This window comes from Paracoccus pantotrophus (assembly GCF_008824185.1).
GTDB classification, from domain to species: Bacteria; Pseudomonadota; Alphaproteobacteria; order Rhodobacterales; family Rhodobacteraceae; genus Paracoccus; species Paracoccus pantotrophus.
Genome location: NZ_CP044423.1, coordinates 1461694 through 1475613, shown reverse-complemented (window position 1 = coordinate 1475613; position 13920 = coordinate 1461694). Strand labels below are relative to the sequence as shown.

The 13920-nt window shown below is 64.6% G+C and carries 15 protein-coding genes and 1 pseudogene; 13 read left to right on the top strand and 3 right to left on the bottom strand.

Annotated elements, in window-relative coordinates:
* Positions 1-27: 27 nt before the first annotated feature.
* Together ESD82_RS07140 and tnpB are read left to right on the top strand one after the other, a co-directional pair.
* Positions 28-372 (top strand): annotated as a pseudogene (locus ESD82_RS07140) (transposase); the annotation flags it as partial.
* A 110-nt stretch (positions 373-482) separates the two neighbouring features.
* The gene (gene tnpB, locus ESD82_RS21975) at positions 483-713 is read left to right on the top strand and encodes a transposase (protein WP_231486886.1); all 231 of its coding nucleotides are present in this window, start codon (positions 483-485) and stop codon (positions 711-713) included.
* A 269-nt stretch (positions 714-982) separates the two neighbouring features.
* Here the strand turns inward: tnpB and ESD82_RS07130 are convergent, their stop codons facing one another.
* Together ESD82_RS07130 and ESD82_RS07125 are read right to left on the bottom strand one after the other, a co-directional pair.
* Positions 983-1759: an enoyl-CoA hydratase-related protein gene (locus tag ESD82_RS07130; protein WP_028710828.1), complete on the bottom strand. Its 777-nt coding sequence runs from the start codon at positions 1757-1759 to the stop codon at positions 983-985.
* Positions 1760-1766: 7 nt separating this feature from the next.
* Positions 1767-2789, bottom strand: a complete 1023-nt coding sequence (locus ESD82_RS07125) for a zinc-binding dehydrogenase (protein ID WP_147428681.1) — start codon at positions 2787-2789, stop codon at positions 1767-1769.
* A 166-nt stretch (positions 2790-2955) separates the two neighbouring features.
* On the opposite strand from ESD82_RS07125, the gene ESD82_RS07120 reads away from it, so the two are divergent.
* Positions 2956-4122, top strand: coding sequence for an acyl-CoA dehydrogenase family protein (locus tag ESD82_RS07120; protein WP_147428682.1), 1167 nt, complete (start codon positions 2956-2958; stop codon positions 4120-4122).
* Positions 4123-4140: 18 nt separating this feature from the next.
* Here the strand turns inward: ESD82_RS07120 and ESD82_RS07115 are convergent, their stop codons facing one another.
* Positions 4141-4566 (bottom strand): MarR family winged helix-turn-helix transcriptional regulator, encoded by a 426-nt coding sequence (locus ESD82_RS07115; protein WP_244314469.1) that lies wholly within the window; start codon positions 4564-4566, stop codon positions 4141-4143.
* 163 nt (positions 4567-4729) lie between these two features.
* On the opposite strand from ESD82_RS07115, the gene ESD82_RS07110 reads away from it, so the two are divergent.
* The 10 genes from ESD82_RS07110 to aliA are packed head-to-tail and all read left to right on the top strand — an operon-like array spanning position 4730 to position 13892.
* Positions 4730-5632 (top strand): SDR family NAD(P)-dependent oxidoreductase, encoded by a 903-nt coding sequence (locus ESD82_RS07110; protein ID WP_322789424.1) that lies wholly within the window; start codon positions 4730-4732, stop codon positions 5630-5632.
* Positions 5633-5643: 11 nt separating this feature from the next.
* Entirely contained in the window at positions 5644-6426 is a 783-nt protein-coding gene (badI, locus tag ESD82_RS07105; protein ID WP_024845471.1) for a 2-ketocyclohexanecarboxyl-CoA hydrolase, read from the top strand.
* Positions 6427-6460: 34 nt separating this feature from the next.
* The gene (locus ESD82_RS07100; protein WP_167521707.1) at positions 6461-7684 is read left to right on the top strand and encodes an ABC transporter substrate-binding protein; all 1224 of its coding nucleotides are present in this window, start codon (positions 6461-6463) and stop codon (positions 7682-7684) included.
* 60 nt (positions 7685-7744) lie between these two features.
* On the top strand, positions 7745-8617 hold the full coding sequence (locus tag ESD82_RS07095; RefSeq protein WP_167521706.1) for a branched-chain amino acid ABC transporter permease: 873 nt from the start codon (positions 7745-7747) through the stop codon (positions 8615-8617).
* Complete coding sequence (locus tag ESD82_RS07090) at positions 8614-9675, top strand: branched-chain amino acid ABC transporter permease (RefSeq protein ID WP_151208812.1); 1062 nt, start codon at positions 8614-8616, stop codon at positions 9673-9675. Before ESD82_RS07095 ends, ESD82_RS07090 begins: the two co-directional genes overlap by 4 nt.
* On the top strand, positions 9584-10330 hold the full coding sequence (locus tag ESD82_RS07085; protein ID WP_024845473.1) for an ABC transporter ATP-binding protein: 747 nt from the start codon (positions 9584-9586) through the stop codon (positions 10328-10330). The genes ESD82_RS07090 and ESD82_RS07085 overlap by 92 nt, the downstream gene beginning before the upstream one ends.
* Entirely contained in the window at positions 10330-10554 is a 225-nt protein-coding gene (locus ESD82_RS21970; protein WP_208852038.1) for an ATP-binding cassette domain-containing protein, read from the top strand. The genes ESD82_RS07085 and ESD82_RS21970 overlap by 1 nt, the downstream gene beginning before the upstream one ends.
* Positions 10536-11042: an ABC transporter ATP-binding protein gene (locus ESD82_RS07080; protein WP_208852037.1), complete on the top strand. Its 507-nt coding sequence runs from the start codon at positions 10536-10538 to the stop codon at positions 11040-11042. The genes ESD82_RS21970 and ESD82_RS07080 overlap by 19 nt, the downstream gene beginning before the upstream one ends.
* A gap of 8 nt (positions 11043-11050) precedes the next feature.
* A complete protein-coding gene (aliB, locus tag ESD82_RS07075) occupies positions 11051-12208 on the top strand; it encodes a cyclohexanecarboxyl-CoA dehydrogenase (protein WP_147428685.1) in 1158 nt (385 codons plus the stop codon).
* Between the two features lie 28 nt (positions 12209-12236).
* Positions 12237-13892, top strand: a complete 1656-nt coding sequence (gene aliA / locus ESD82_RS07070; protein WP_024845476.1) for a cyclohexanecarboxylate-CoA ligase — start codon at positions 12237-12239, stop codon at positions 13890-13892.
* The last annotated feature ends 28 nt before the right edge of the window (positions 13893-13920 follow it).

The following is a 13920-nucleotide window of genomic DNA, read 5'->3' as shown; positions in this document are numbered from 1 at the left end:
AGCACAGCGATGCGGGGGTGATGATGCCTGGCGCTGTTCGGCTACATCGACCTTGAGGACCGGATCCCGCCGCGTCATCCGCTGCGCAAGATCCGGCAGGTGGTCAACCAAGCGCCGGCCAGCCTTGGCGCTGAATTCGACCGGCTCTACATCGACTTTGGTCGCCCCTCGATCGCGCCGGAGTGCTTGATCCGCGCCAGCCTTCTCCAGATCCCGTTCTCGGTCCGGTCCGAGCGGTAGCTGATGGAGCAGATGCAGTATGACCGGCTGTTTCGCTGGTTCGTCGGGCCCGGCATTGAAGAAGCCGTATGGGTTCCGACGGTCTTTGCCAAGAACCGCGACCGTCTGCTGAACACCGCGAGGTTGCGCCGCCCTTGTGCGCGCATGGGCTACCAGTTCATGACATTCCCGTCCTGCCGGCTGCGGATCATGGGCGCGACCAGGCCCATCGACTTTCGCAAGGGGAGGAAGGGTGTTTGGCTGTGCCGGTGTCATCGATGCTGCGCAGGGATCCATTCACGGGCAGGGTGTTCGTGTCCCGGGCCCGCCGGTCGGACAGGCTGAAACTGTTTTACTGGGACGGCACGAGTCCGTTGATGGCCTGCACCCGGCTGGAGGATGCGCGTTTCACCGCACGGTGCGATCGTCTCATCCAGCATTGCAACATCATCGAAACCGGCAACGGCGGCTGGCGCATCAAACCCCGAGCCTGACGCCCTCGAAACGCAGGTCCGCGTCGGCTATGCGAGCTGGAAAGCTACGCTGCCATGGGCCTGTTCACCATATCGCCAGAGCCCCTTTCGGACGCCGATTGGCAGCCAGACCTCGGACACGGCATGCCGAAACAGTTTTCTGGCAGTCTTGCCGACAAGAAATCGGCGGCAGAACCGGCAACGGCCCTGATTCTCCTTCCGCGGATTAGCCGAAAGCCTGGCCCCGCTGCCATGCGGACGGTGCGGGTGGCCCGAAGCTTTGGCGCGGCTCAACGGTTATGAAACGTGGGTCTTCGTTTTTCGGCAAAGGCGTTCATTCCTTCGCGGCGATCATCAAGTGCGAAGGTCGCGTAAAGCAGCCGGCGCTCGACATAGAGGCCCTCTTGCAGGTGGGTTTCGTAAGCCTTGTTCACGGCCTCCTTGGCCAGTTGCAGCACCGGGCGCGATAGGGTTGCCAGACGGGCGGCGATTGCAAGCGCCTCCTTGATCTCCGTGCCGGCGGGGACGACGCGGCTGACAAGGCCCATGGTCAGGGCTTCGGCAGCGTCGATTGCGCGGCCGGTCAGGATCATGTCCATGGCGGCGGCTTTGCCGACCTGCCGGGTCAGCCGCTGCGTGCCTCCGGCGCCGGGAATGATGCCGATGCCGGTCTCCGGCAGCGCGAACCGGGCGGTCTCGGACGCGATGATGATGTCGCACATCAGTGCAATCTCACAACCGCCGCCAATCGCATGGCCGGAAACGGCCGCGATGACCGGCTTGCGCACCCGGCTGATGCCCTCCCAGGTCGCGGTGATCAGCTGTTCCTCGTAGACCTCGGCGAAGGTCTTGTCCTTGATTTCCTTGATGTCCGCGCCGGCGGCAAAGGCGCGCTCGCATCCGGTGACGACGATTGCGCCAATGTCGGGATCCGCGTCGAATGCGGCTGCGGCCTGCGACAGTTCCGCTGTCAGCTGCCGGTTCAATGCGTTCAGCGCCTCGGGGCGGTGCAACGTGATGATGCCGACGGCGTCTTGGGCCGAGACAAGGATGTTTTCATAGGTCATGACTGCCTCACGCGATGTGAACAAGGATCTTGCCCATGCGGGCGGGGTCTTCGAGGTGGTCGAAGGCCGCCGACATCTCGGCCAACGGAAAGGCGCGGTCGATCAGCGGAACGAAACCTCCTGCCTCCCAGGCGCGGATCAGCCGGCGGAACTCCTCCAACGAGCCCATGGTCGAGCCGTGGACCGACAGCTGCCGCACGAAAAGCCGCTGGATGTCGGCCGACGGATGCGCCCCCGTTGTGGCCCCGCAGGTCACCAGATGGCCGCCGCGCGCCAGGCTGCGCAGCGAGGCGGCCCAGGTTCTTTCGCCGACATTGTCGATGACCAGATCGGCGCCTTCGCCACCCGTCAGGCGCAACACCGCCTTCGGCACATCCTGGCCGCGGTAGTCGATGGCCTCGATCCCGAGATTGCGGAAATGCGCCAGCTTATCGTCGCCGGTGGTGGTGACGATCACCTGCGCGCCCGCCATGCGCGCCAGTTGCATCGCCGCATATGCGACGCCGCCGCCCGCGCCTTGCACCAGAACGGTCCGGCCGGGCGCAGCCGGCATCTGGCCGAAGACCATGCGCCAGGCGGTAAGATAGGCCACGCCCAGCACCGCCGCCTGGTCCATGTCGGCATGAGGCGACAGCCTGACCAGCGACCGTGCCGGCAGGACCACCTGTTCGGCGAAGGTGCCGTGGCGATGCTCGCCCAGGATGCGGGCGGAATGGCAAAGCGGCTGGTCCCCGGCAAGGCAGGGCCGACAGGCGCCGCAGAACTCGTAGGGATAGAGGATGACCCGGTCCCCCGACGCCAGCCCGGAATCGCCCGGCGCCTCGATCACCTCGCCCACGCCATCCACGCCCATGATCAGCGGAAGGTCGTGGGTGATGCCGGCACCATTGTCGCGCATGTAGAGATCGACCCGATTGACCGAGGCCGCGACCATGCGCACCCGCGCCCAGCCTTGCGGACAATCCGGGGCCGGCAGGTCGTCCAGGCTGACCCCGTCGAGACCCCGCTTATGCAGAACGATAGCTTTCATGCAGATTCCTCCCTCTCTGGCGGAAAGGTAAATGCATTGTCATAATATGGCAATAGGTTGCATATGGCGCCACAAACTTTGACAGCTAATGCTTATAAATTCTGGCTTGATGGATGTTCTCCATGAGATTATATATAAATATATTGTCATAAATGCGGAGGATGAGATGGCGATGGATCCCGATACGCTCGCGCAGCTTTGCGCGACCTTGCGCCGCTTCGTGGACGAGCAGCTGATCCCGGCCGAGGCCGAGGTTGCCGAAACCGACGCCATTCCCGAGCGGATCGTTGCCGGCATGCGTGAGCTGGGCCTGTTCGGGCTGACCGCACCCGAGGAATACGGCGGGCTGGGCCTGACCATGGAGGAGGAGGTCATGGCCATCTTCGAGCTCGGCCGCGCCGCGCCGGCCTTCCGCTCGATGTTCGCGACCAATGTCGGCATCGGCATGCAGGGCATCGCCATTGACGGCACGCCCGAGCAGAAGGCGAAATACCTGCCGCGGCTGGCCTCGGGCGAGTTGATCGGCTCGTTCGCGCTGACCGAGCCGGATGTCGGCTCGGACGCCGGTTCGGTCAAGGCGACGGCCCGGAGGGACGGCGACTTCTATGTGCTGAACGGCACCAAGCGTTTCATCACCAACGCCCCCCACGCCGGGCTGTTCACCGTCATGGCGCGCACCGATCCCGGGCAGAAGGGCGCTGCCGGCGTCTCGGCCTTTGCGGTCGAGCGTGACACGCCCGGCCTGTCCCTGGGCAAGCCGGAAAAGAAGATGGGCCAGCAGGGCGCCCATGTCTGCGACGTGATCCTGGACGATTGCCGCGTGCCGGTCTCGGCGTTGATCGGCGGGGTCGAGGGGCAGGGGTTCAAGACGGCGATGAAGGTGCTGGACAAGGGGCGGCTGCATATCGCGGCGGCCTGTGTCGGCCTGGCCGAGCGGATCATCGACGACATGCTGGACTATGCCGTCGCGCGCCGGCAGTTCGGCCGGCCGCTGGCGGATTTCCAGCTGCTGCAGGCGATGTTCGCCGATTCCCGCGCCGATGCCTATGCGGCACGCTGCATGGTGCTGGACGCGGCGCGCAAGCGCGACGATGGCCGGGATGTCGGGGTCGAGGCCTCCTGCGCCAAGATGTTCGCCTCGGAGGCGGTGGGCCGGATCGCCGACCGCAACGTGCAGGTGCATGGCGGCAATGGCTATATCCGCGAATACCGGGCCGAGCAGCTCTATCGTGACGCGCGGCTGTTCCGCATCTACGAGGGCACGACGCAGATCCAGCAGATCATCATCGCCAAGGCGATGGCGGCAGAGGCGCGGGCGCGGGCCGGTCTCTAGCGTGGCCGGGGCGGCGGGCTATTCCGCCGCCTTCCTGTCCGGCCCGGCCTCCGTGTCGATATCCTTGAAATTGCGCAGCATCTTGTCGAGGTAATGGATCATGTGGATCCGATCCTCGGTCGAGAAGCCGCGCAGCGCCTTGTCGTAGTAATCCGAGATCACCGGCCGCATGTCCTCGTCCCACAGGCTGCGGCCCTTGTCGGTCAGGCGGATCAGGCGCGAGCGGTTGTCGTTTTGGTCCACCGCGCGCTCGATGTAATCCATCGCCTCCAGCCGCGTCAGCACACCGGTCAGGTTCTGCCGGCTGACCAGCAGGAAGGCCGCCAGATCGCCCACCGGGACGCCGTTCTCGAAGGCGGGGCGGGTCAGCGCCCCCAGCACCGCCCATTGCTGCGTGGTGACGTGGTGCTCGTCCAGCGCCCGGGTGCCGGTCTTGTGCAACATGTTGGCGCATTGGTAGAGGCGGAAAAAGAGCCGATTGCTCAGCCCCGATCCCAGATTCCCGATTTTCCTGCCACTTTTCGCCATGCCGCCAATCTGGCCGCAGTCGGGGCCAAGGTCAAGCCGTGCCGATGCGGCAAAATAAAGTAAATATATTGACATAAATTTGCGACTGCTGCAGGATGCTGCCAGGGAGGCCGTCCAGGGATTCGGACAAGGCAATTCAACAGAAATATCGCAAGAAAATGCGATTTCTCTGGCCGAGACCCTGTGGCCTGAAGTCAGGAAGGAGATCGCTTTGCGTGGCCTGAAAGGGAAAGTAGTTGTCGTAACTGGCGGCGGTGGTGGCATCGGTTCGGCCACCTGCCTGCGCTTCGCCGAGGAGGGGGCCCGGGTCGTCGTGGCCGATGTCGGTGCCGAGGCGGCCGGTCAGGTCGTCGAAGCGATCCGCGCGGTTGGAGGCGAGGCTACTGCGATGGTGGTGAACCTGATCGATTACGATGCCTCCGCCGCCGCTGTCGCCCGGGTCGAGGCCGAGTTCGGCCCCATCGATGTGCTGGTGAACAATGCAGGTTGGGATCTGTTTACGCCGTTCCTGAAATCCGGCCCGGATTTTTGGAACAAGATCATCGATATCAACCTGCGCACGGTGCTGAACATCACCAAGCCGGTGCTGGAATCGATGGTTGCTCGCGGTGCCGGCGGACGCATCGTGTCGATCGGATCGGACGCCGGCCGGGGCGGTTCGTCGGGGGAATCCGTCTATGGCGCCTGCAAGGCGGGGGTCATCGCCTTCATGAAGACCCTGGCGCGCGAACATTCCCGCCACGGCATCACCTTCAACACCGTCTGTCCGGGCGTGACCGAAACCGGGATGCTGGAAAACTTCATGGAAGCGGCCGGCGACAAGGAAAAGCTGCGCGTGGCATTTGCCAAGGCTGTCCCGCTGGGGCGGCTGGGCAAGCCCGAAGATCTGCCAGGCGCGATCCTGTTTCTGTCCAGCGACGACGCGGCCTTCATCACCGGTCAGGTGATCTCGGTCTCGGGCGGCCTGACCATGCACGGATGAAAGGGAAAGCCATGACCTATGAAGACATCATCTATGAGGTGAAGGACGGCGTCGCCACCATCACCATCAACCGCCCCGACAGGATGAACGCCTTTCGCGGCCAGACCTGCGAGGAACTGATCCACGCCTTCAACAAGGCCGGCTGGGACAAGTCCATCGGGGTTATCGTGCTGACCGGCGCCGGGGAGCGGGCTTTCTGCACCGGCGGCGATCAATCCGCCCATGAGGGGCAGTATGACGGGCGCGGCACCATCGGCCTGCCGATGGAGGATCTGCATTCCATCATCCGCGACGTGCCCAAGCCGGTGATCGCCAAGGTGCGCGGCTTTGCCGTGGGCGGCGGCAACGTGCTGTGCACGATCTGCGATTTCACCATCGCGGCGGAAAGCGCGCAGTTCGGCCAGGTCGGACCCAAGGTCGGCTCGGTCGATCCCGGTTTCGGCACCGCCTTCCTGGCCCGCGTGGTGGGCGAGAAGAAGGCGCGCGAGATCTGGTACATGTGTCGTCGCTACAAGGCGGCCGAGGCTCTGGCGATGGGCCTGGTGAACACGGTTGTCCCCGATGACCAGCTGGACGCCGAGGTGGACCGCTGGTGCGCCGAGATCATGGAGAAATCGCCCACCGCCATCGCCATCGCCAAGCGCAGCTTCAACATCGACACCGAGCATCAGCGCGGCATTGCAGGGCTCGGGATGTATGCGCTCAGCCTCTACTACGACACCGAAGAAAGCAAGGAAGGCGGCATTGCGTTCAAGGAGAAGCGCAAGCCAGATTTCCGAAAATTCTCAAGATAAATAAATGGTTATCAAGCAACTTGGGGAGGAGTTCATGCTTGAGAAGAACAAGAAAACCGTTGTCGCTGCGGTGCTGGCAGCCCTGGCCACATCTGCCGGGGCGCAGGACGGGCCGGTCAAGGTCGGCTTTGCCGCCGACCTTACCGGGGCCTGCGCTGCCCTGTCCGAGGACGGGCTGAACGGCGCGAAGATCGCCGCCGAGGAGATCAACGCGGCTGGCGGCATCCTGGGCCGTCCGGTCGAACTGATTGTGCGCGACACCCAGACCAAGCCCGACGAGGGCGCCAAGGTCGCGCGCGACCTGATCACCAAGGACAGGATCGACGTGTTGACCGGTGTCTGTTCTTCAGCGGTGATGCTGGCGGAAAGCGCGGTCTCGGCCGAGTTGAAAGTGCCGTTCTATGCCGCCATCGGCTCGACCCAGCGGGCCAATATCGAACTCTACCAGCCTTATTTCTGGCAGGTGCAGGCCAATGCCACGATGGAGGCCTATGCTGCGGCCGAATATGTGGCGAAGAAGCCCGAATGGAAGAAGATCTCGGCGCTTGGTTCCGACTACGAATGGGGCCATACCTCGGTCGCGGCCTTCACCGAGCGACTGAAGGAGCTGCGCCCCGATATCGCCTTTGCCGATCCGATCTATGCCAAGGTCGGCGAGACCGCGATGGCGCCCTATATCACCGCCACGCTGGCGCAGCAGCCCGATGCGGTCTTCGCCCCGCTGTTCGGTCCCTCGCTGGGCGCGACGCTGAAGCAGGGGCAGGGGTTCGGCTTTTTCCAGAAGACCAATCTCGTGACGCTGATGACGGTGGACACGTTGCAATCGCAAGGCGCCTCGATGCCCGCCGACAACGTCTATGGCATCGCCCGCGCACCGTTCTTTGCGCTGGAACAGTCGCCAGAGGTAACCGCCTTCATCGAGACCTATCGCGCCGCCTATGGCGAATATCCGACCGACTGGGCGATCAATGCCTATGACGGGCTGCATTTCTATGCCGCCGTGGCCGAAAAGGCCGGCACCGTCGAAGCCGATGCGATCATCGCCGCGCTGCCGCAGGTCAGCTTCGACGGGCTGCGCGAAAAGGGCCTGACTATCCGCGCGCTGGACGGCCAGATGAACGCGCCGGTCTATGTCGGCAAGGCGGCCAAGGTCGAGGGCTACGATTTCCCGATCCTGACCGAGGTGGAAAAGTTCGAGGGCGCGCCGCTGATGCCTGCCGAGGATCTGATCCTCCAGGCCCGTGGAGCTGCCAGGTAGGCCACTCTGCGAACCCGTCCCGGCGGGATGATCCGCCGGGACCAGCCAGAGGAAATCCAGATGGTTCTGATCCAGCTCGTCAATGGGCTCATGGAAGGCATGACGCTTTTCCTGATCGCCTCGGGCCTGACGCTGATCTTCGGCGTCACCCGCATCATCAACTTCGCCCATGGCTCTTTCTACATGCTGGGCGCGTTCCTGACCTATGAGCTGGTGCCGTTGATCGCGCCGGGCACGCTCTGGGGGTTTTTCGTCGCCGTGGCGGCTTCGGCGGCGGCCGTCTCGGCCCTGGGCGTCTTGTTCGAGACGACTGTGCTGCGCCGCATCTACGGCAAGGATGGTATCCTGCAGCTGATCGTCACCGTGGCGCTGGTGCTGATCATCCGCGACCTGGTGCGCATGACCTGGGGCGCGAACAGCGTCTCGGTGCAGATGCCCGATGCGCTGATGGGGGCGCTGGTGGTGGGCGACACCTATTTCCCGCTGTTCCCCATCGCGATCTTTGCCGCCGGGCTCATCGTGGTGCTGGCGATGATCTGGGTGATCTACTTCACCCGGGCGGGCATCCTTCTGCGCGCCGGCACCGATGACCGCGGCATGGTCGCGCTTCTGGGCGTGAACGAGAAGCTGATCTTCACCGCGGTCTTTGCCGCCGGGGCGTTTCTTGCCGGTCTGGCCGGGGGGCTGAGCGCGCCCTATGGCGAGGTGAATTACCTGCTCGACACCACCATCATCGTCTCGGCCTTCATCGTCTGCGTGATCGGGGGGCTGGGCAACCTGTACGGCGCTTTGGCCGGTGCGTTGGTGGTCGGCGTCACCAAGGCGATCGGGGTGATGTATTTCCCCCGCCTGTCGATGGTCCTGATCTTCCTGATCATGGCCGCCGTTCTCATCGCCCGCTCGATGGGCCGTCAGGGAGGCCCGGCACGATGACCGCGCAGGATCTGAAAACCCTCTGGGCCAGGGTGGCCCGTGCCACCGTCAGCTGGCAATTCGTGGTCCCGGCGCTGGCCGCGGTCCTGGCGATCAACTGGATGGCGTCGACCTCGACCTCGACCATGATGACCGAGATCATGATCATGGCGCTGTTCGCCTCGTCGCTGAACCTGCTGATGAGCTTCGGCCACATGGTCAGCTTCGGCCATGCCGCCTATTTCGGCCTTGGCGCCTATGGCTTCACCCTGGCCGTTGTGCGGGGCGGGGTGCCGCCGGAACTGGCGCTGGCTATCGGCCCGCTGGCCGCGGCACTTGGCGGGCTGGTCTTCGGCGCGCTCTGCGTGCGGCTGACGCAGATCTATTTCGCGATGCTGACGCTGGCCTGCGCGCAGATCACCTATACCGTGCTGTTCCAGTGGTATGACTTCACCGGCGGCGATACCGGCATCACCGGTTTCATGATCCCGCGCTTTGGCCTTTCCGAAAAGGGCTATGCGACGGCGGTGCTGGCGGTGGTCACGCTCTGCCTGCTGGCGCTGTGGGGGATCGTGAAATCCCCGCTCGGCCTGTCGATCCGCGCCGTGGGGCAGGATCGCTACCGGGCCGAGGCGCTTGGCCTGGGTGCGCGGCGGGTGCAGCTGGTGGCCTTCGTCATCGCCGCCTTTTTCGCCGGGGTCGCGGGCACGCTTTATTCGGTGCTGCATGGCGCGGCCTTCCCCGACTATGCCGGTCTGGGCATCACGCTGGACGGGCTGATCATGGTCGTCATCGGCGGCTTGAACAGCTTTGCCGGCGGTATCTGGGGCGGCATCATCTACGAATTGCTGGCCACCTTCGTCTCGAAGGTGATCCACGAATGGGAACTGGTGCTGGGCCTGATCCTGCTGGCGATCTGCCTGGTGGCCCCGGCCGGCTTCGCCGGTGTCTCGGCCCGGCTGCGGGCGATGCTCGGGGGATCCGCTGATGCAGCCGATCCTCTCCGCCCGCCACATCCGCAAGGCCTATGGTGCCTTCATCGCGCTGAAGGACATCTCCTTCGACATCCCCAGGGGTGAACGCCACGCCCTGATCGGCCCGAACGGGGCGGGGAAATCCACCTTCATCGCCTGCATCGCCGGGCAACTGCCGGGGGTGGAGGGCGAGATGATCTTCAAGGGCGAGAACATCCTGGCGCTGCCGCCGGCGCGGCTGGCCAAAAGGGGGATCGGCCGCACTTTCCAGATCAGCCGCGCCTTTCTGCACATGTCGGTGCTGGAAAACATGATGGCGGCTTACGTCATCGCTTCGGGCAAATGGGCCTCGCTCTCGGGCCGGGTCTATGCCGAAAAGATCGACCGTGCCCACGCCATGCTGGAAACCGTGGGCCTGGCCGAACGGTCGCGGGATACGGTCGCGGACTTGAGCCTCGGCGACCGCAAGCGGCTGGAATTCGGCATGGCGCTGGCCGCTGACCCGGACCTGCTGCTGCTGGACGAGCCCACCGCCGGCATGTCGATCAAGGAACGCCACTTCCTGATGGAGATGGTGGCCGAACGGGTCGATGCCACCGGCAAGACGCTGATCTTCGTCGAACACGACATCGACGTGGTGATGAAGATCGCCCGGCGCGTCACCGTCATGGTGCGCGGCGCGATCCTGGCCCAGGGCAGCCCCGAGGACATCAAGGCCAATGACGAGGTGCAGGCCGTCTATCTGGGAGGGGGGCACTGATGATGCTGCGCATTTCAGACCTGCACGCCGCCTATGGCAAGGCCGAGGTTCTGCACGGGATCGACCTGGAGGTCGCGCCTGGCGAGGTGGTCTGCCTGATCGGGCGGAACGGGGTCGGCAAATCCTCGACGATGAAGTCCATCGTCCGTGACCAGATTGCCGTGACGGGGGCGAGATCGTCTTCGACGGTGCCCCGCTGGCCGGGATGCGCCCGCATGAGGTGATCCGCCGCGGCGTGGGCTATGTGCCCGAGGACCGGCGCGTCTTCGCCTCGCTTTCGGTACTGGAAAACCTGAACGTGCCGCGGCCGGTCGCCGCCGCCGCCGGCCGCCGCCGCTGGACGGTGGACGAGGTGTTCCGCCTGTTCCCGCAATTGCACGACTATCGTCACCGCAAGGCAGGGGTGATGAGCGGGGGCGAGCAGCAGATGCTGTCCATCGCCCGGTCGCTGCTGACCTGCCCGAAGCTTCTGCTGCTCGACGAGCCGCATGAGGGGCTGGCGCCCAAGATCGCCGAGGAGGTGGTCGACGCCATCGTCGCGCTGAAACGCGAGGGGGTGTCGATGATCGTGTCCGAACAGGCGCTGAACACGATCCGTCGCTGCGCCGACCGGGTCTATGTCATCGACCGGGGCATGATGGTCTGGAACGGCAGCGTGGACGGCTTCTATGCCGACCCGGAAATCACCCGCAAATATCTGATGGTTCAATGAGGCAGCCCATGTATCCCACCATCTTCGACACCGAGGAACTGAACGCACTGCGCGACCTCGCCCGCAAGTTCGCCGCCGAGAAACTGGCCCCCGGCTATCAGGCGCGTGAGAAGGCGGGCGGCTTCGGCCCCGATCTTCTGCGCGAGATGGGCGGCCTTGGCCTGATCGCGCCGGAACTGCCCGAGGAATTCGGCGGCCTCGGCTCCGGCGCCATCTATTCCGGCGTCATCATCGAGGAAATCGCCCGGGGCGATTTCAACATGGGCTATGTCAACATCCTCGCCTCGCTGAACGGGCAGATCCTCGCGAATTTCGCCAATCCCGAGATCAAGCGCGAATGGTTGCCCAAATTGATCGGGGGCGAGTTGATCGTCGCCATCGCCCTGACCGAGCCGCGTGGTGGTTCGGATGCCGCGAACCTGGGCTTGCGGATGGAACGCGACGGCGACCATTATGTGATCAACGGCGAAAAGACCTCGATCTCCTGCGCCGATCAGGCGAAAGGCGCGGTGGTCTTTGCCCGCACCGGCAGGCCCGAGGACAGGGCGCGCGGCATTTCCGCCGTCTTCGTGCCGATGGACACGCCCGGCATTTCCACCACCCGCTTCACCGACCTGGGCCAGCACGCCATCGGCCGCGGCTCGATCTTCTTCGACAACGTGCGCGTGCCCGCCGATCACCTGCTGGGAGAGGAGGGCAAGGGCTTCGTCCAGGTCATGCAGGGCTTCGACTTCTCGCGTTCGCTGATCGGGCTGCAATGCCTGGGCACCGCGCGGCAATCGCTGGACGAGACCTGGGACTATATCGGCGGGCGCAGGGCTTTCGACAAACCGCTGGCCGCCTTCCAAGGCATCACCCACCAGCTTGCCGATTTCGACACCAAGGTCGAGGCGGCGCGGTTGCTGTCGCTGAACGCGCTGTGGCTCAAGGACAACGGTCTGCCGCATGTGGCGGAGGCTGCGATGGCGAAATGGTGGCCGCCGCTGCTGGCCTACGAGGCGATCCATGCCTGCCTGCTGATCCATGGCCATGCCGCCTATTCCAACGAATTGCCGTTCGAGCAGCGGCTGCGCGACGTGCTGGGCCTGCAGATCGGCGACGGCACCGCGCACATCATGAAGAACATCATCGCCCGCGAGCGGGCCGGCAAGGCCGTCACCGGCTGAGCCGGGAGAAAAAGGGGAGGAAGAACCCATGAAATTCGATGCCGTCCTGATCGAACCGCGCCGCGCCCGGATGGAGGCCGAGGGTCTATGGCCCGGCAAGACGCTGCTCGACTATTTCGAGGATTGTCTGCGCGAAAAGCCGCAGGCGGTGGCGCTGACCAGCATCGTGACAGCGACCGGCGACCGCCGCGACCTGACCTGGACCGAGCTTGACGCGCTGTCCTGGCGCGTGGCGGCGGGGCTGCGCAGGCTCGGCCTTGGCCGCGACGACGTGCTGGCCTGCCAGCTTTCCAACAGCTGGGAGCTCGTCGCGCTCTACATCGGCTGCCGCAAGCTGGGCGTGGTCTTCAATCCGGTGATGCCGATCTTTCGCGAACACGAGCTGCTGTTCATGCTGAAGCATGGCGAGGCCAAGGCCTTTGTGGTGCCGAAACTGTTTCGCGGCTTCGACCACGAGACCATGGCCGAGAGCATGCGCCCCGATCTGCCCGACCTGCGCCATGTCATCGTTGCCGGCGGCGATGGACCGAACAGCTTCGATGCGCTGTTGCTGGATCCGGCGCTGGAGGTGGGCGCGGATCTGCGCGCCGTCTCGGCTCGTGACCGGGGCGATGCGAACGACGTTTGCCAGCTGATCTACACCTCGGGCACCACGGGCGAGCCGAAGGGCGTGATGCATACGGCCAACACGATGTATTCCAACCTGGTGGCCTATGCCGACCGGCTGCATCTGGGCGCGGATGACACCGTGCTGATGTTCTCGCCGATGGCGCACCAGACCGGCTTCATGTATGGGTTCCTGATGCCGGTGATGCTGTGCGCCCGCATGATCCTGATGGACAGCTGGGACAAGGATCTTGCCGCACGGCTGATCCAGGACGAGCGGGTCAGCTTCACCATGGCCTCGACCCCTTTCCTGATGGACCTGACCTCGGCGGTCGAGGAAGGTGCCACCGATCCTTCCTCGCTGCGCATCTTCCTTTGCGCCGGCACCGCGATCCCCGGACCCCTGGTCGAACGGGCGCAGCGGATATTGGACGCCAAGGTCATTTCGGCCTGGGGCATGACCGAGAACGGCGCCGTCACGGTGGTCGCGCCCGAGGATCCTGACGAGCGTTCGGTCCAGACCGACGGCTTTGCCCTGCCGGGGATGGAGCTGCAGATCCGCGACCCCGACGGCATGCCGCTGGGCCCGGGGCAGGAGGGAGAACTGTTCGTGCGCGGCTGTTCGAACTTCGCCGGTTATCTCAAGCGTCCGCAATGGAACGCTACCGATGCCGAGGGCTGGTTCGATACCGGCGACATCGCGCGCATGGATGAGCAGGGCTATATCCGGATCTGCGGCCGTTCCAAGGACGTGATCATCAGGGGCGCCGAGAATATTCCGGTCGTCGAGGTCGAGGCGCTGCTTTACAAGCATCCGGCCGTGCAGCAGGTCGCCATCGTTGCCTATCCGGACGAAAGGCTGGGCGAGCGTGCTTGCGCCTTCATCGTGCCGAAGCCCGGCCAAAGCATCGACCTCCCGGCGATGGTGAACTTCCTGTCCGGCCTTCATCTGGCCAAGCAGTATTTCCCCGAGCGGCTGGAAATTCGCGACCGCCTGCCTTCGACCGCATCGGGCAAGATCCAGAAATTTGCGCTGCGCAACGAACTGCGGGCCGAATACGAGGCCATGAAGAAATGACCCGTATCGCGGGACCGCGTGTCGTGCT